Source organism: Rhodococcus sp. 4CII (genome assembly GCF_014256275.1).
Lineage (GTDB): Bacteria > Actinomycetota > Actinomycetes > Mycobacteriales > Mycobacteriaceae > Rhodococcus_F > Rhodococcus_F wratislaviensis_A.
Map to the genome: position 1 here is coordinate 6627830 of NZ_JACCFE010000002.1, position 16640 is coordinate 6644469.

Genomic DNA, 16640 nt, shown 5'->3' on the forward strand with positions numbered 1-16640 from the left:
CCACCGAACGGCTTTGAACGGTAGTTCAACCAGTGGTCGCGGCGTAGGGTCGGTCAGGAATCTCCGAAACGGAACGGACGTGCACGATGAGCGCAGACGAACCCGAACAGAAGAACGCCGGCCGGGAGACCGAGATCCCCGTCCCCGACGACGAGGCGATCGCCGAGGCCAAGAAGAAGATGGAAGAGATCGATGCGCGCTACGAGCCGGGCGCCCGGGAGACGGTCGTCCTGCCCGGCTCCGACGGCACGGTGTCGGGCACTGCCTTCGACGACTACGTCGACGACGAAGGCAACCTGAAAAAGCCTGAGCCGGAGAAGGGCTCGTAGACACTGCGCGTATCTCTCGCCCAGCACCCGCGTGCGGGGTTAGACTTCGCCATCTTTTCTGGTGAGTTTCACCTCGTGATCGGGGATATGGGTCGTGGACTGGAACAACGTGGTGTGGGACAGCTCGATGTGGCTGCTCAAGGCCTACGTCATGACTGTCGTGGTGTTCGTCGTCGTGGTTGTGCTGCTGGCGCGGTTCACGAAATGGGGTAGGCAGTTCTGGCGCTTCGCCGCGCCCTACTTCGATCCGCGGCGGAGTCTCAAGCCGTTGGCGATCCTGGCGGTGCTGCTTCTGTCGACCGTCTTCGCGGTGCGAATGACCGTGCTGTTCTCCTACTGGTACAACGACTTCTACGATTCGATCCAGAATCTGGACGAGACGGCGTTCTGGCACTTCCTCCGTGTGTTCGCGATTCTGGCGACCGTCCACGTGGTGCGGGCCCTGGTGGAGTACCTGATCGGCCAGACCCTCGACATCGATTGGCGCACCTGGCTCAACCATCATCTCGTCGACGATTGGCTCGACAGCCGCGCCTACTACCGCGACCGGTTCCTCGACGACGCGATCGACAACCCGGATCAGCGCATCCAGGCCGACATCACCAACTTCGTGACGACGTCCCGCACGCTGTCGATGGGCGCGGTGACGGCGGTCCTGTCGATCGTGTCCTTCACGGGCATCCTGTGGGATCTGTCCGGCCCGATGACGGTGTTCGGGGTGGAGATCTCGCGGGCGATGATCTTCCTCGTCTACATCTACGTCCTGCTGACCACGGCGGTGGCGTTCTGGATCGGCAAGCCGCTCATCAAGCTGAACTTCCTCAACGAGAAACTCGGCGCCAACTTCCGTTACGCACTGATCCGGGTGCGGGAGTACGGCGAGAGCATCGCGTTCTTCCGCGGGGAGAACGTCGAGCGCCGCACCCTCGCCGGCCGGTTCGCGGACGTCATCCGCAACATGTGGCAGATCGTCTTCCGAACCTTGAAGTTCAGCGGATGGAACCTCACCGTCAACCAGACGGCCGTCATCTTCCCGTTCCTCGTGCAGGGTCCGCGGCTGTTCACCGGTCAGGTGTCGCTCGGTGACGTGATGCAGACGTCGCAGGCCTTCGGCCAGGTCCACGACTCGCTGTCCTTCTTCCGCGAATCGTATGCGGACTTCGCGAGTTTCCGTGCCACCCTCATCCGACTCAACGGCCTCGCCAACGACAACCAGCACGCCGACGAACTTCCGGTCCTGAAGACCGGAAAGTCGGGCGACGACCTCCAGGTGGAGAAGTTGGATGTCCGCATCCCGACGGGGGAGACGCTCATCGAGGGCCTCGCGCTCACCGTGAGCCCGGGCCAGTCGTTGCTGGTCAAGGGTCCCTCGGGGTCGGGCAAGACCACTCTTCTCCGCACTCTCGCGGATCTGTGGCCCTATGCCGACGGCACCGTGTCCCGGCCGTCGGGAGAGGCGATCTTCCTCTCGCAGCGGCCGTATCTTCCGCTCGGTTCCCTGCGGACGGCGCTGGCATACCCGAAGGAGCCGTCGGCGGCCGACGACGCCGTGCGTGACGCGCTGACGAAGGTGTCGCTCGGCAATCTGGGTGATCGGCTCGACGAGATCGCCGACTGGACGCGAATTCTGTCGCCGGGTGAGCAGCAACGTCTCTCGTTTGCGCGGGTACTGATCGCCCGTCCCGCGGTGATCTTCCTCGACGAGGCCACGTCGGCGATCGACGAGGGGCTCGAGCACACGCTCTACACCCTGCTCGGGACCGAACTCCCGAACAGCATCGTGGTGAGCGTCGGGCATCGCAGCACCCTGAACCAGTTCCACTCCCGTGGGGTGGAACTCGAGGGCGAGGGCCGGTGGTCGGAGTCGGAACTCGTCGGGTGAGGGCGAGCTACCGCAGGTCCAGCCGGGTTCTGAACTGGAGAACGCGGTAGGGATCTCCGGTGGTCGTGTTCCATTGCGACACAAGTAGATGCAGGTCGTCCACCGTCGAGGCGGGATGGATGTAACCGCCGTAGATCTGCGCCCACGTTCCGTCCGCTGCACCCCAGTCGCCGCCGGCGACCTGCACGGTCGGTGGCGACCACGGACCGTCGATACGCTCAGCGATGCGGGTGACGATCGCGTACGCGGCGGGATCGAAGTACGCGAGGACCCAGATGCCCTCGATGTTCCGCAGGCACATTTCCCCGACGGGTCCCGGCAGGATTGGTGTCGCGGATTGTCCCCAGGCCCAGTTCGTGGCGGGATCCCAGCCCCAGTCCTCGTAGGCCGCCGGATCGAGGATGTGCGATTCGGGGACCCGTCGCAGGATCATCCCCCGCGGATTGTCGCGGTCGAACGTACTGGAGATCACGTACACGTAGCCGTCGCGCCGTTCCATCGTCCACAGCTGGTCGAGCGAGCCGCCGCGGTTGTCCCAGCGGGCGTCGGTCCGGTGCCACGTCTCGCCGCAGTCGTCTGTGCAGGCGAGATAGGTGAAGTTCGTCGGCCAGTCGGCAGACCCCCACGAGTGCACACTGACGACGGACAGATACGTCCGGTCGCCGATCGTGACGGCGTCCGCGGGAACGACGGTGAACTCACTGCCCGGCGAATCCCGGTCGGGGAGTTCGCGAACGTCGTGGGCGTTGGGGAGGATCTCCCGCGCCGTCCTGCCGCCCGCGGCGGAGATGAACCCGATCCCACCGCGGAGATCGGTTGTGGTGGAACGCAACATGACGGGACTGCGCCACCCACGGGGCCCTCGGCCGGGTGAGCTGAACGTGTCGCCGAAGAAGAACGCGACGCTGCCGTCGGCCAGGCGCACGGGACAGCCCAGGTCGGTACCGTGCACACGCCATCGCCGCGTCGCCGTGCCGGTGACCTCCGTGACGAAGGTGGCTGCCGGTGTGGTCGTGCTGCCCGGGATGGGCACTCCTCCGTGTTGCGGTGGTCAGGACGTCTTGCGATACGACGAGGCGAGTTCGTCGGCGCGATCCCACGGCGACCAGTCGACCTCGCGGCCGTCGAGCTGAGCCTCGACCACTTCGAGGCCGGCATGCCAGCCGGCGGCGTGTGCGTAGGCGGATTCTTCTTCCTCGACGGTGTGGGTGAGTGTCAGCCAGCAACCGCCGCTGCCGTCGGGAACGAGTTCCCAGTGCAGCGTCTCGGCGTCCCACAGGTACTCGAGGATATGTGCGGGATGAACCGAGATGACCGTCCCGGTGGTGGTCTGATCTGCAGGAAGTCCGAATCGGCGCACCTGCTCCGGAGTGACCCGGAACACGAGCTCCGCGCCAGGAGTGAGATCGAATTCGACGTCGGCGGGGAACCAGGCCTTCAGGTACTGCGGGTCGGTGAGAACACGCCACACCTTCTCCGGCGAGTGCGAGAGCGCTTGCTGGAATCGAAGGGCTACCCGCCCGTCGTAGGTGAATGTGACGGTGCCGAGCTCCATGGGTGACCTCCGTGCTCGAGGGCGTACCTGTCCCCCCATGGTACTGGCAGGACGGCGCAGAACCCCAGAATCGGCCACAAAAAACCGCCGCTACCTGCGGATCGTCATTCTGTGACGAGTGGCAGTCCCAGATGCTGCATGCGGTCCGGGTCGGCGAGGATGTCGATCCGCGCAATCTTCCCGTCCGCGACGGTGAACGCCATGACGGACATGGCCTTTCCGCCGGGTGCGGCCACCATCTCGCTGCCGGACGAGGTCGGTATCCGGAACCGGTCCCGACCTGCGCACCCGGCGGCGGGCACGGCTCGCGAGTTGGCGGGAGGCGCGGGGGGTGCGTCCGGCGATCGGAGCGATCTCGTCGAAGGGCAGGGCGAACATGTCGTGCAACACGAACGTGAGCCGTTCGGCCGGCGTCAAGGTGTCGAGAACCACCATCAGGGCGAGCCCGACGGAGTCACCGAGCACTGCCTCGTGCTCGGGATCGGCACCGTCGACCGCGCTCACGATCGGATCAGGGACGTGGGCGTCCAGGGACTCCTCGCGGCGCGTCGTTCGCGCGCGGAGCATGTCGAGGCAGACCCGCGCGACGACCGTCGTCAACCAGCCGCGCAGCTCCACCTGCGCCGTCTCGCTGCGGCTGAGCCGGAGCCAGCCCTCCTGCACGGCGTCCTCCGCCTCGCTGAGCGAGCCGAGCATCCGGTACGCAACCGCTTTCAGATGAGTGCGGTTCTGCTCGAATGGACGTGCCAGAAACTCGTTGTCGTTCATCTGTCACATTCCCTCGTCGCGGTCCGTCATAACAGTGACGAACGAAAACAAGCCGAGGTGACATCACATCACCCGAATACCGTTGGAGGCAGGCAATCATGAAAGCCCGGATGACCAATCCCGCCATGATCGTTCCCGACGCCATGACGGCACTCCTCGCACTGGGGAAGGCGACCGCGAAGGCCAACGTGCCGCCGGTGACCCACGCGCTCGTGCACTTGCGGTCGAGTCAGATCAACGGCTGCAGCGTGTGCGTGGACATGCATGCGCGCGAACTGGAGAAGGAGGGGGAGACCAACGAGCGGATCTTCGCGGTGGCGGCGTGGCGGGAGACGCCGTACTTCACCGACGCCGAACGCGCGGCCCTGGCACTGGCCGAGTCGATGACCCGGTTGAGCGATCGCGCGGACGCGGTCCCCGACCACGTGTGGGACGAGGCCACCCGGCACTACGACGAGGAGGCGCTCGCGGCGCTGGTCCTGTCGATCGCCACCGTGAACCTGTGGAACCGCCTCAACGCCGCCACCCGACAGGTCGCGGGCGCGCAGTGGTAGCGGGAACGCCGTAATGGGGGACTAGACGCGAATCGCAGGTCGGAGAAAGCATCCGACCTGCGATTCGCGGAACATCCTGGCAGTGCCCTCGGTGAGACTCGAACTCACACTGGACGGGTTTTGAATCCGTTTCCTCTGCCAATTGGGATACGAGGGCGTGTTGCGCTGTACCACTGTAGAAGATCGTCGTCCGGAGTCAACCACCGGTACCCTTCTAACGTTCGCTCCCCGCGCCGGGGTCGTCCGAGCAGAGGAGAATGGTGGCCATGAACGCTCCCCAGCAGCAAGGTGTGCCGTCGCAGCCGCGACGGGTCGTGGTGGCCGAGGACGAGGCGCTGATCAGGCTCGATCTCGTCGAGATGCTGCGGGAAGAGGGCTACGACGTGGTCGGTGAGGCGGGCGACGGGCAGGAAGCGGTCGATCTGGCGGTGGAGCTCAAACCCGACCTCGTGATCATGGACGTGAAGATGCCCCGCCGGGACGGCATCGACGCGGCGTCGGAGATCGCGGCGAAACGCATTGCGCCCGTGGTCATTCTCACAGCGTTCAGCCAGCGCGAGCTGGTGGAGCGGGCGCGCGACGCCGGGGCGATGGCGTATCTGGTCAAGCCGTTCTCCACGGCCGACCTGGTGCCTGCGGTCGAATTGGCAGCCAGCCGGTTCAAGGAGGTGACCGCGCTCGAGCGGGAGATCTCCGATTTGTCCGAGCGTCTGGAGACCCGCAAGATCGTCGAGCGGGCCAAAGGCGTGTTGATGGAGAAGCAGTCGCTGACCGAGCCCGAAGCGTTCAAGTGGATCCAGCGCGCCGCGATGGACCGCAGGTCGACCATGAAGGCGGTCGCGCAGGTGGTCCTCGAAACACTCGGTGGGGAAGCCCCTGCCGGCTGATCCGTGAGATCGGCGACGGCCGCTGCGTTTTCGCCGTCGCGGGTCAGGCGCCGGCGGGAAAGTCCGCGGCGCGGCTGACGTCGGCCCACCGCTGGGCCTCGGCGGCGCGTTCGCGGGACGACTTCTCGGCCAGGTCGACGGCGCCTGCCCCGAGCAGTAGTCGCAGCGGCGCGTCCTCGGCGGCAACCACATCCATGATCACCCGGGCGGCCCGGGTCGGGTCGCCGGCCTGGGTGCCGTCGGTGTCCTCCCGGTAGCGGTTCATCGCGCCGACGGTCGCCTCGTAGTCGGGACCGACGGAACGGCGCTGCATCGACGAACCCTGCCAGTCGGTGCGAAACGCTCCCGGTTCCACGATGAGCACCCGCACACCGAACGGCTTCACCTCCGCGGCCAGGACTTCGGAGAATCCCTCGACGGCGAATTTCGCGGCCTGATAGGCGCCCAGCCCCGGCGTGCCGCCGACGCGACCTCCGACGGAGGAGAACTGCACGAAGCTGCCGCTGCGTTGCTCGCGCAGGATCGGCAGTGCGGCGCGGGTGACGTTGACGACGCCGAAGAAGTTGGCGTCGATCTGCTGCCGGAAGTCCTCGTCGTCCATTTCCTCGATCGGGACACTGTTGGCGTAGCCGGCATTGTTCACCACCACGTCGAGGCTCCCCAACTCGTCGACGGCCGTCGCGACGGCGGCACGGGCGGCCGCGGCGTCGGTGACGTCCAGGGCGACCGTCCGAACCCGGTCGCCGAACGCGTCGACCAGGTCGTTCAGCTGCTCGGGTCGCCGTGCGGTGGCGACGACGTTGTCGCCGGCGGCGAGGATTGTTGTCACGAGTTCCCTGCCGAAACCGCGTGAGCTTCCGGTGACGAGCCAGGTCTTGGCCATGGGTTTCTCCCTCGAATCTCTTGCAACTGACTGGTTGGTTGCCGATTGATCCCATGAAACACTCGCAGGGCGATGCTGTCAACCAACCATTTGGTTGCTAGCCTGTAGTCATGGTGCGCGACGCAGAGGCAACGAAGAAGCGGCTCCTCGACGCGGCGGCGGCCGAGTTCGCCGAGTTCGGCATCGCCGGGGCCCGGGTCGACCGCATCGCGCTGGCCGCCAAGGCCAACAAGTCGATGATCTATGCCTACTTCGGCGACAAGGGCGAACTGTTCGACGCCGTCTTCGCCGCTCACGTGGTGGCCTTCACCGAGCGGGTGCGGTTCGACGCCACCGACCTCCCCGGCTACGCGGGACGCTCCTTCGACCTGTACGAGGACAACCCGGCGACGCTCCGGCTCGCCACCTGGTACCAACTCGAGCGTCCCGACGGTGAGCCGCTGCAGGTGGTGGTGGCGTCCAACCGGCAGAAGCTCGCCGACATCGAGCGTGCGCAGAGAGACGGGGTGCTGCCCACCCGATTCGAGCCCGTGGAACTGCTCGCCGTCGTCCGGTCCGTCGCGATGGCCTGGCACACGCAGACACCGGAACTCGGCGCGTCGGCCCCCGCGGACCGGGCCCGCCGACGGCAGGTGGTCGTCGACTCCGTGCGGCGTCTCGTCGCCGCCTGAGGGGTGTCACGCTACGTCCGCGTAAACACTCGTCCTTTTCAGATCACAGTAAGGTCACGAGCCTTTCCGGACGGATCGCGAATGCCGCCGGACCGCTAGCGTCTGATCCCACAGCGGACGCCGACTCGGGTGGCGCCCGTACACAGGTGATCTAAGGAGAGTTTGGATGGCTAAACGGACCCTCGTGCGGGCGGCCGCGGTTCTCGGCGCGGCATCTCTCGCACTGGCAGGTTGTAGTTCGGACAGTGGCGACGACTCCGCGAGCGGGAGTGGCAGCTCTGCCTCGGCCACCACCGTCTCCACCGACTGCACTCCCGAACAAGCGACGGCAGCGGGGGCACCGTCCACCGCGCCCCTGAAGATCGGCACCCTGCTTCCCGACACGGGAAGTCTCTCCTTCCTCGGACCGCCGATGGTGGCGGGCACCCAGCTCGGTGTCAACGACGTCAACGCCGCCGGTGGGGTTCTCGGTCAGCCCGTCCAACTGATTCCCGGCGACTCGGGCGACACCACCACCGACACCGCGAACACCACGGTGGACCGGGAACTGGCCGCGGGCACCCAGGTGATCATCGGCGCGGCGTCGTCGTCGGTGTCGCTGAAGGTCATCGACAAGGTATCGAGCGCCGGCGTCGTGATGTTCTCCCCGGCCAACACGTCCGACCAGTTCGTCTGTTACCCGGACAAGGGCCAGTACTTCCGCACCGCGCCCACCGACGTGCTGCAGGCTCAGGCTGTGTCACAGCTCATTTCGGACGACGGCGGCCAGCGAGTGTCCATCCTGGCGCTCAACGACCCGTACGGAACCGGGCTCGCCGACAATATCCAGAAGAACCTGGTCGACGCCGGCATCCCCGGGGACCAGATCCAGAAGATCATCTACGACCCCAATGCTCAGTCCTTCAACTCCGAGGTCGATCAGGTCAAGGACTTCGCACCCGACGCCGTCGCCGTGGTCGGATTCGAGGAGTCGGCGAAGATCATCACCCGCATGCACGAGGTGGGCATCGGCCCGTCCGACGGCATGAAGGTCTACGGCGTGGACGGCAACATGGGTAACGCGCTCGGCGAATCGGTCGCCGCACCGCTGCTCGACGGCATGCAGGGCACCACGCCCCTCACCGACGTCGGTCCCGCCTTCCAGGATCGCCTCAAGGCCATCAACCCGGGGTTGATCGACTTCAACTACGCCGGTGAGTCGTACGACGCCGTGGTCATCTCCGCGCTCGCCGCGGAGGCCGGAAAATCGACGGCGGGGCGCGACATCGCGGCCAACATCAACGCCGTCACCGAGGGTGGCACCCCGTGCACGTCGTACCAGGAGTGCCTGCCGCTCGTGCAGGCCGGAACGGACATCGACTACAACGGCATCACCGGCAAGCTCGACTTCGCCGCTGCAGGCGAGCCGTCCATCGGTTCGTACGGCAAGCTGAAGTTCGGCGCCGACAACAAGCTGACGACGGAGGGATACATCGTCGTCGGCGGATGATCGCACACATCTGAAACGGACTGTGGGCCAGGGAAACCTGGCCCACAGTCGTATGGTGGGACTACTTCTTCTCCTGACTTCCCGCCAGGGTCCCGAGGTACAGTTCGATCACCTTCGGGTCGTGCATCAGGTTGGGACCGGAGTCGGTGTAGGCGTTGCGGCCCTGGTCCAGGACGTACCCGCGGTCGCAGATCTGCAGACACCGGCGGGCGTTCTGTTCCACCATGATCACCGAGACGCCCGCCGCGTTGATCTTCTTGCAGCGGATGAACACCTCGTCCTGGAACATCGGGGACAGCCCGGCGGACGGCTCGTCGAGCAGCAGCACCGACGGGTCCATCATCAGCGCGCGACCCATCGCGACCATCTGGCGTTCGCCGCCGGACAGTGCGCCCGCCTTCACCTTCTTCCGCTCGGCGAGCAGTGGGAACAGGTCGCCGACGAATGTGAACCGTTCGGCGAAGAGCTTGGGGCGCAAATACATCCCCATCTCGAGGTTCTCCTCGATGGTGAGCGACGGAAAGACGTTCTGCGTCTGCGGGACGTAGCCGACGCCCTTCTGGACGAGGACGTGGGCCGGCTGGGACGTGATGTCCTCGCCGCGCAGGGTCACGGCGCCCTCCCGGACCGGGATCAGCCCGAACAACGACTTCAGGAGCGTGGATTTTCCGGCGCCGTTGGGGCCGATGATGCCGACGATCTCCCCCTCGCGCAGGAAGAAGTTGCATTCACGCAGGATGTTGACGCCGGGGATGTAGCCGGCGACCACTCCGTCCGCGCGGACGAGGGCACCCTCGGCGAGCCGGGCATGCTCCTCGGGGGTGGCCGCGAATTCCGCTGGGGTCAGTTCGGTCATGGGTTCTCACGCCTCAGCTCGGTGATGTCGGGTTCGGAGAGGTCGCCGCCGGTCTCGAGGGTTTCGGCCTCGGCGCTCTCGAGCGCTTCGGCCAGCACCGCCGTCGCGCCCACCGGGTTGCCCTCGGCGTCGAACTCGAGCGCCTGGTCGTGGTGGCTGCCGAGATAGGCGTCGACCACCGCGGTGTTGGACGAGAGGTGTTCCGGTGTGGATTCGGCGATCACGCTGCCCTGCGCCATCACGACCACCCAGTCGCTGATGTCGCGGATGACGTCCATGTCGTGTTCCACGAACACGACGGTCATGCCCTCGTCCCGCAGTGATTTGATGTGCCCCAGGAGGCTTTGTGTCAGTGCGGGATTCACCCCGGCCATCGGCTCGTCGAGCATCACCACCGTCGGCTCCGTCATCAGCGCCCGCGCCATCTCGAGCAGCTTGCGCTGACCGCCGGACAGCGAACCGGCGAGATCGTCGGATTTGGCGTCGAGCTTGAACCGCGCGAGCAGTTCGTTGGCGCGCTCGGTGACGGCCCGCTCCTGGCCCTTCCACGTCCACGGCAGGAGGGTGTTGACGATGCGTTCGCCGCGCTGCCCGGTGGCGCCGAGCCGCACGTTGTCGAGCACCGTCAACTTCGACAGCGCCTTGGTGAGCTGGAACGTGCGGACGACGCCGCGGCGTGCCACCTGGTGCGGGTACATGCGGCCGAGGGACTGCCCGTCCATCGACCAGGTGCCGCTGTCCGGCCGGTCGAAACCGGTGAGCAGGTTGAACAGGGTCGTCTTGCCGGCGCCGTTCGGACCGATCAGACCGGTGATGCAGCCGCGCTGAATCTCCAGATGCGCCACGTCGACGGCCTTGAGTCCGCCGAATGTGCGGGACACGTCGTCGACGACGAGGATCGGGTCGGGTTTGGCTGCGCCGGGGGAGTGCGGGACGTCGGTGAAGATGGAGGCCCGTTCCTCGGCGGTGAGCACGGTGTCGGTCTGCTGACGATCCGGCAGTCTGTGGTCAGGCATTGAGCTGCACCTCCCGCTTATTGCCCAGTATGCCCTGCGGCCGGAAGACCATCAGCACGGCGATCATGATGCCGAGGAGGACGAACCGCATGGCGCCGACCTGCTGTTCCGTCAGCGGCAACAGAGGTTCGGGCCCGGAGATCGCCTGCCGCAACAGGGCATCCGGGATGGCCAGCAGGAACCAGAACAGCATCGCCCCGACCACCGGTCCGAAGACGGTCGCGGCGCCGCCGAGGATGAGCGCGCCGAACGCGAAGAACGTCTGCGCGGTGGAGTAGAAGTCGGGGTTGATCGACTTGGTCTGCAGTGCGTTGAACACACCGCCGAGCCCACCGATCATGCCGCCGAGGACCAGCGCCTGCATCTTGTAGACGAAGACGTTCTTGCCGAGTGCGCGCGCGGCGTCCTCGTCCTCGCGGACGGCCTTGAGGACGCGGCCCCACGGACTGTGCGTGAGGAGGTAGACGAACCCGCACAGCACCAGGACGAGGGTCCAGCCGACGACCATCGACCACAGGTCGTCGCCGTAGAACTTCACGCCGAGGAAGTTGTACTGCTTACCCGAGTCGAACGGGCTGAGGGTGGTGAACGGATCCGCGAAACCGAACAGGCCGTTGGTGGACCCGGTGATGGAATCCGAAGCGGTGGAACGGAAGATCAGCCGCAGGATCTCCGACGCGGCGATGGTGACGATGGCGAGGTAGTCGGCCCGCAACCGCAGTGTCGGGATACCGAGGACGACGGCCAGCAGCCCGGCGGCGGCGAGACCGACGAGGATGCCGACCCACAGCGGCTGATGGTAGGTGACGGTCATGATCCCGACGCCGTAGCCGCCGAGGAGTGCGAAACCGATCTGGCCGAAGTTCAGCAGTCCGGCATAGCCGAAGTGCAGGTTGAGGCCGATCGCCAGCAGTGCGTAGAAGATCGCCGACGGGCCGATCAGCTGGGCGAGAGAGACCTGGAGTGCTCCTGTGACATCCATGCCGTCACCCGATCCTTTGCCGGCTGCCGAGAATGCCCTGAGGCCGGACGACCAGGATGACGATCAAGATGAGCAGTCCTCCGATGTACTTGAGGTCGGGGTTGATCACCAGCGTCGACAATTGGACGAGCAGGCCGACGATCACGCAGCCGAGCAGCGCGCCGTAGGCGGTGCCGAGTCCGCCGAGCGTGATGCCGGCGAACATCAGCAGCAGGAGCTTGAAACCCATCTCCCACTGCACGCGTCCGCCGAGTTCGGAGATGCCGAACAGGACCCCGCCGAGTGCGGCGAGCCCGCCGCCGAGACCCCACACGAAGCGGATCACCCGTTCGACGTCGATACCGGACGACGCGGCCAGGTCGCGGTTGTCGGACACCGCGCGCATGGCCTTGCCGATGCGGGTCTTCTGCAGCAGCAGGGCCACTCCGACGAGGACGACGAGACTGATGGCGATGCACACGAGGTTGGCGTCGGTGATCGCGATCGGCCCCCAGTGCCGTTCGACCTGGGCCTGGTAGTCGACGAACGGCTCCGCGCGATCGGAGAAGAAGATCAGGATCAGGTAGCGCAGGGAGATCGCGAGGCCGATCGACACCACCAACTGCGCGATCAGGCCGGTCTTACGCTTCCGCAGCGGTTTCCAGATCGCGGCGTTGTTCAGGAGGCCGATCAGGATTCCCACGATCACGGCGAGGACGGTGGCCGGGATCAGCTGCACCCCGAACGTCACGTTGATCACCCACGCCGCGACCGCCCCGAGGGTGACGAGTTCGCCGTGCGCGAAGTTCGTCAGGCCGGTGGTGCCGTAGATGAGGCTCAGCCCGACACCGGCGATCGCGATGACGAGACCGAAACGGAGTCCGTCGATGGTCTGGCGAATCAGCTTCTCGTAGAACGGGACCGCGGAACCGGTGCGGGCCTCGCCGAACGAGAAGATCACCGTGTTGGAGCGACCGGCCACCACGTCACGTTCCACCGTGGCCTGCACGCTGACGTTCTCGGGAAGGGTGTCCGCGACGATTTCGAAGGTGTAGGTGCCGGGCGCGACCTGAAGTTCCCAGCGACCGCTGGACTCCGACGTCGCCTTCGCCACCTCGGTGCCCGACGAATCGAGCGCGCGCACCTCGACGCCCGCGAGTCGCTCGCCGGCGTTGTTGAGATTGCCGCTGACCCGTACCGCGTTCGCCGGTGGCGCCGGTTGCTGACTGCTCGCGGGCGGTGGGGGCGGTGGGGTGGGTTCCTGTGCCGCCGCAGGACCGCCGAGAGCGATCGCCGCGACGAGGCCGAACAGGACGAGAACGAACGCACGGCCGAGGTGCCGGCCGAGCGGTCCTCGTCTCGTGCGTCTCCTCGCGGATGTCGGTCGCGTCCTCACTGCTGGGAGTCGCTTCCTCACGGTTGGGGCCACGCAGGTCCTCCGGGGACGTGTAGATCGGTCAGGAACGTGCGGCGACGGACTCGACTATCGAGCCCGTGCCGCAATTTCCGGACTCTAACGGCTCCGGTCGCATGAAATGGGGTTCTCGGATTTCCGGCACGTTTCGGTTGGGTATCGCATCCGGCTGATCGGTGTCGGATCTGCTCCCTAGACTGGGCAACCGTGAGCCCTGCAACCACCCCCCGGTCCACCACGTCCCCCGCGTCCGGCGCCGCCGCGTCGTCCGACGATCGCCCCACCTTGATGCTGCTCGACGGCCACTCGCTGGCCTTCCGTGCGTTCTACGCCCTGCCCGCCGAGAACTTCAAGACGCACAGCGGTCAGGTCACCAACGCCGTCTACGGGTTCACGTCGATGTTGATCAACCTGCTGCGCGACGAGCAGCCCAGCCACGTGGCGGCGGCGTTCGACGTGTCCAGGCAGACGTTCCGGGCGGAGAAGTTCCCCGAGTACAAGGCCAATCGCAGCGCGGCTCCGGACGAGTTCAAGGGGCAGGTAGAGATCACCAAGGATGTCCTCGGTGCGCTCGGTATCCCGGTGATGGCCGAGGCAGGATACGAAGCCGACGACATCATCGCCACGCTCACCACCCAGGCCGAGGCGCTCGGGTACCGCGTTCTCGTCGTGACCGGCGACCGCGACTCGCTCCAGCTGGTCACCGACGGAGTGACGGTGCTCTACCCGAAGAAGGGCGTTTCGGATCTCACTCGGTTCACGCCCGCGGCCGTCGAGGAGAAGTACGGGCTCACACCTGCGCAGTACCCCGATTTCGCCGCCCTGCGCGGCGACCCGAGCGACAACCTGCCGGGCATCCCGGGGGTGGGGGAGAAGACCGCCACCAAGTGGATCAGGGAGTACGGCGATCTCGTCGGCCTGGTCGACAACGTCGACAAGGTCCGCGGCAAGGTCGGGGACGCGTTGCGGGAGAACCTGCCGAACGTCCTGCTCAACCGGGAACTCACCGAGATGGTGCGCGACGTCCCGCTGCCGTACACCCCGGACCAGTTGATGCTTGCACAGTGGGATCGGGAGAAGATCCACGCGCTGTTCGACGATCTCGAGTTCAAGGTGCTGCGCGATCGGCTGTTCGCCACGCTCGCCCCGGTCGAAGCAGAGGCCGAGGAGGGGTTCGAGGTGCGCGGGAGTGCGCTCGATCCCGGTGCGGTTGCGGACTGGTTGTCGGCGCACGCGTCGACGGGCGAGCGATCCGGCGTGTCGGTGGTCGGCACGCGCACCCCGTACGGCGGTGACGTGACGGCGATCGCCATCGCGGCTGCCGACGGCGAGGGCGCCTACATCGCCACCGCTTCCGCCACACCGGAGGACGAGAAGGCGCTCGGCAACTGGCTCGCTGACGCGGACAGGCCGAAGGCCCTGCACGAGGCCAAGTGGGCGATGCACGCGCTGCGCGGACGCGGCTGGGTGCTCGGTGGTCTCACCAGCGACACCGCACTGGCCGCCTACCTGGTTCGCCCCGGGCAGCGGACGTTCAACCTCGACGACCTGTCGCTGCGGTATCTGCGCCGGGAACTGCGGGTGGAGGAGACCGGCCAGGAGCAGCTGTCGCTGCTCGACGACGCCGACCAGGTGGACGCGGAAGCCGCCGAGACCGAGATTCTCAGCGCCCGCGCCGTCCTCGACCTCGCGGACGCGCTCGACACCGAACTCGCGACCATCGAATCGACGGCGCTGCTGTCCGAGATGGAGCTGCCGCTGCTGGAGGTGCTGGCCGACATCGAGGCGTCCGGTATCGCCGTCGACGGCGACCACCTGCACGACCTCCAGAGCCGGTTCGCGGCGCAGGTTTCGGAGGCGGCGGACGCGGCCTACGGGGTCATCGGCAAGCAGATAAACCTGGGGTCGCCCAAGCAGTTGCAGGTCGTGTTGTTCGACGAGCTGGAGATGCCGAAGACGAAGAAGACGAAGACGGGCTACACCACCGACGCGGAGGCGCTGCAGAACCTGTTCGAGAAGACATCGCACCCGTTCCTCGAGCACCTGCTCGCGCACCGCGACGCGACGCGGCTGAAGGTGACCGTCGACGGCCTGCTGAAGACGGTCGCCGAGGACGGCCGCATCCACACGACGTTCAACCAGACCGTCGCGGCCACCGGCCGGCTGTCGTCCACCGAACCCAACCTCCAGAACATCCCGGTGCGCACCGACGCGGGCCGGCAGATCCGGGACGGTTTCGTCGTCGGCGAGGGGTACGACTCGCTGCTCACGGCCGACTACAGCCAGATCGAGATGCGGATCATGGCCCACGTGTCCGGCGACGAGGGGCTGATCGAGGCGTTCAACACCGGAGAAGACCTGCACAGCTTCGTCGGCGCGCGAGCCTTCGGCGTGCCGATCGAGGAGGTCACCCCGGAACTGCGCCGCCGCGTGAAGGCGATGTCCTACGGCCTGGCGTACGGACTCAGCGCCTTCGGACTGGCAGCCCAGCTCAAGATCTCCACCGAGGAGGCCAAATCGCAGATGGAGGCGTACTTCGCCCGGTTCGGCGGGGTCCGCGACTATCTGCACGAGGTCGTGGAACAGGCCCGCAAGGACGGCTACACGTCCACGCTGTACGGGCGCCGCCGCTACCTGCCCGACCTCACCAGCGACAACCGCCAGCGCCGGGAGGTCGCCGAGCGCGCCGCGCTCAACGCCCCCATCCAGGGCACCGCCGCCGACATCATCAAGGTCGCGATGATCGACGTGCAGCGTGCGCTACGCGAGGCGGGCTTGAAGTCGCGCATGCTGCTGCAGGTTCACGACGAACTCGTGCTCGAGGTCGTCGACACGGAGCGGGAGCAGGTGGAACAGCTGGTCCGCGACAAGATGTCGACGGCCATCGAACTGTCGGTGCCGCTCGACGTGTCCGTGGGCACCGGTCGCAGTTGGGACGCCGCCGCACACTAGGCGGCGGCGGTCCGCCGCCCTATTCGGCCGGCGCCTGCTCGGCGATCTGCTTACGCACCTCGTCCATGTCGAGGGCCTTGACCTGCGTGACCAGATCCTCGAGCGCCGCCGGCGGCAACGCGCCCGGCTGGCTGAACACCAGCACACCCTCGCGGAACGCCATGATCGTCGGGATCGAGCGGATGTTCGCCGCGGCGGCGATGCCCTGCTCCGCCTCGGTGTCGACCTTGGCGTGCACCACGTCGGGGTGCTGCTCGGATGAGGCCTCGAAGGTGGGCGCGAAGGAGCGGCAGGGTCCGCACCACGACGCCCAGAAGTCGACCAGAACGACATCGTTGCCGGTCACGGTCTCGTCGAAGTTCTGCTGAGTCAGTGTCTTGGTGGCCACGAGGGTCCTTTCGTTCGGTGACTGTGTTGCCTGTG

At 66.6% G+C, this 16640-nt stretch carries 15 protein-coding genes, 1 tRNA gene and 1 pseudogene; 7 read left to right on the forward strand and 10 right to left on the reverse strand.

The genetic code is table 11. The features are described 5' to 3' along the window. The first annotated feature begins 86 nt into the window (after positions 1-86). Both H0B43_RS31535 and H0B43_RS31540 read left to right on the forward strand, forming a co-directional pair. Entirely contained in the window at positions 87-329 is a 243-nt protein-coding gene (locus tag H0B43_RS31535) for a hypothetical protein (protein WP_185724347.1), read from the forward strand. 94 nt (positions 330-423) lie between these two features. Then, on the forward strand, positions 424-2211 hold the full coding sequence (locus H0B43_RS31540) for an ABC transporter ATP-binding protein/permease (protein ID WP_185724346.1): 1788 nt from the start codon (positions 424-426) through the stop codon (positions 2209-2211). 7 nt (positions 2212-2218) lie between these two features. Here H0B43_RS31540 and H0B43_RS31545 read toward each other — a convergent pair whose 3' ends face one another. From H0B43_RS31545 to H0B43_RS31555, 3 genes and pseudogenes are all read right to left on the reverse strand, one after another. After that, positions 2219-3244 (reverse strand): DUF4185 domain-containing protein, encoded by a 1026-nt coding sequence (locus H0B43_RS31545; RefSeq protein WP_185724345.1) that lies wholly within the window; start codon positions 3242-3244, stop codon positions 2219-2221. Between the two features lie 18 nt (positions 3245-3262). Continuing rightward, entirely contained in the window at positions 3263-3766 is a 504-nt protein-coding gene (locus tag H0B43_RS31550) for an SRPBCC family protein (RefSeq protein ID WP_185724344.1), read from the reverse strand. Positions 3767-4006: 240 nt separating this feature from the next. Beyond that, a pseudogene (locus tag H0B43_RS31555) lies at positions 4007-4534 on the reverse strand (sigma-70 family RNA polymerase sigma factor); the annotation flags it as partial. 98 nt (positions 4535-4632) lie between these two features. On the opposite strand from H0B43_RS31555, the gene H0B43_RS31560 reads away from it, so the two are divergent. Next, on the forward strand, positions 4633-5088 hold the full coding sequence (locus tag H0B43_RS31560) for a carboxymuconolactone decarboxylase family protein (RefSeq protein ID WP_185724343.1): 456 nt from the start codon (positions 4633-4635) through the stop codon (positions 5086-5088). An 83-nt stretch (positions 5089-5171) separates the two neighbouring features. On the opposite strand, the gene H0B43_RS31565 is transcribed toward H0B43_RS31560, so the two are convergent. After that, a tRNA-Leu gene (locus H0B43_RS31565) sits at positions 5172-5245 on the reverse strand. Positions 5246-5345: 100 nt separating this feature from the next. Here H0B43_RS31565 and H0B43_RS31570 point away from each other — a divergent pair. Continuing rightward, positions 5346-5975, forward strand: a complete 630-nt coding sequence (locus H0B43_RS31570; RefSeq protein WP_185724342.1) for an ANTAR domain-containing response regulator — start codon at positions 5346-5348, stop codon at positions 5973-5975. Positions 5976-6018: 43 nt separating this feature from the next. Here H0B43_RS31570 and H0B43_RS31575 read toward each other — a convergent pair whose 3' ends face one another. Continuing rightward, positions 6019-6858 (reverse strand): oxidoreductase, encoded by an 840-nt coding sequence (locus H0B43_RS31575; protein ID WP_185724341.1) that lies wholly within the window; start codon positions 6856-6858, stop codon positions 6019-6021. Positions 6859-6968: 110 nt separating this feature from the next. Between H0B43_RS31575 and H0B43_RS31580 the strand changes: the two genes are divergently transcribed. Together H0B43_RS31580 and H0B43_RS31585 are read left to right on the forward strand one after the other, a co-directional pair. Next, complete coding sequence (locus H0B43_RS31580; protein WP_185724340.1) at positions 6969-7529, forward strand: TetR family transcriptional regulator; 561 nt, start codon at positions 6969-6971, stop codon at positions 7527-7529. 166 nt (positions 7530-7695) lie between these two features. After that, positions 7696-9018 carry an ABC transporter substrate-binding protein gene (locus H0B43_RS31585; protein ID WP_185724339.1) on the forward strand — a complete coding sequence of 441 codons (1323 nt, stop codon included), beginning with the start codon at positions 7696-7698 and terminating at the stop codon, positions 9016-9018. A gap of 61 nt (positions 9019-9079) precedes the next feature. Here H0B43_RS31585 and H0B43_RS31590 read toward each other — a convergent pair whose 3' ends face one another. The 4 genes from H0B43_RS31590 to H0B43_RS31605 are packed head-to-tail and all read right to left on the reverse strand — an operon-like array spanning position 9080 to position 13247. After that, entirely contained in the window at positions 9080-9874 is a 795-nt protein-coding gene (locus H0B43_RS31590; RefSeq protein ID WP_185724338.1) for an ABC transporter ATP-binding protein, read from the reverse strand. Continuing rightward, complete coding sequence (locus H0B43_RS31595; RefSeq protein ID WP_185724337.1) at positions 9871-10890, reverse strand: ABC transporter ATP-binding protein; 1020 nt, start codon at positions 10888-10890, stop codon at positions 9871-9873. The genes H0B43_RS31590 and H0B43_RS31595 overlap by 4 nt, the downstream gene beginning before the upstream one ends. After that, positions 10883-11872, reverse strand: coding sequence for a branched-chain amino acid ABC transporter permease (locus H0B43_RS31600; RefSeq protein ID WP_073361903.1), 990 nt, complete (start codon positions 11870-11872; stop codon positions 10883-10885). The genes H0B43_RS31595 and H0B43_RS31600 overlap by 8 nt, the downstream gene beginning before the upstream one ends. A gap of 4 nt (positions 11873-11876) precedes the next feature. Beyond that, on the reverse strand, positions 11877-13247 hold the full coding sequence (locus tag H0B43_RS31605) for a branched-chain amino acid ABC transporter permease (protein WP_185724336.1): 1371 nt from the start codon (positions 13245-13247) through the stop codon (positions 11877-11879). 225 nt (positions 13248-13472) lie between these two features. Between H0B43_RS31605 and polA the strand changes: the two genes are divergently transcribed. Beyond that, a complete protein-coding gene (polA, locus tag H0B43_RS31610) occupies positions 13473-16217 on the forward strand; it encodes a DNA polymerase I (protein ID WP_185724335.1) in 2745 nt (914 codons plus the stop codon). Positions 16218-16236: 19 nt separating this feature from the next. Here polA and trxA read toward each other — a convergent pair whose 3' ends face one another. Next, positions 16237-16605: a thioredoxin gene (gene trxA / locus H0B43_RS31615; protein WP_005247443.1), complete on the reverse strand. Its 369-nt coding sequence runs from the start codon at positions 16603-16605 to the stop codon at positions 16237-16239. Positions 16606-16640 lie beyond the last annotated feature (35 nt).

Bases quoted from the DNA above. Each gene is read 5' to 3' on its own strand.
- H0B43_RS31585 (WP_185724339.1), top strand. From the start codon at position 7,696: ATGGCTAAACGGACCCTCGTGCGGGCGGCCGCGGTTCTCGGCGCGGCA.
- H0B43_RS31575 (WP_185724341.1), bottom strand. From the start codon at position 6,858: ATGGCCAAGACCTGGCTCGTCACCGGAAGCTCACGCGGTTTCGGCAGG.
- H0B43_RS31595 (WP_185724337.1), bottom strand. From the start codon at position 10,890: ATGCCTGACCACAGACTGCCGGATCGTCAGCAGACCGACACCGTGCTC.
- H0B43_RS31550 (WP_185724344.1), bottom strand. From the start codon at position 3,766: ATGGAGCTCGGCACCGTCACATTCACCTACGACGGGCGGGTAGCCCTT.
- H0B43_RS31570 (WP_185724342.1), top strand. From the start codon at position 5,346: ATGGTGGCCATGAACGCTCCCCAGCAGCAAGGTGTGCCGTCGCAGCCG.
- H0B43_RS31590 (WP_185724338.1), bottom strand. From the start codon at position 9,874: ATGACCGAACTGACCCCAGCGGAATTCGCGGCCACCCCCGAGGAGCAT.
- H0B43_RS31600 (WP_073361903.1), bottom strand. From the start codon at position 11,872: ATGGATGTCACAGGAGCACTCCAGGTCTCTCTCGCCCAGCTGATCGGC.
- H0B43_RS31580 (WP_185724340.1), top strand. From the start codon at position 6,969: ATGGTGCGCGACGCAGAGGCAACGAAGAAGCGGCTCCTCGACGCGGCG.
- H0B43_RS31535 (WP_185724347.1), top strand. From the start codon at position 87: ATGAGCGCAGACGAACCCGAACAGAAGAACGCCGGCCGGGAGACCGAG.
- H0B43_RS31560 (WP_185724343.1), top strand. From the start codon at position 4,633: ATGAAAGCCCGGATGACCAATCCCGCCATGATCGTTCCCGACGCCATG.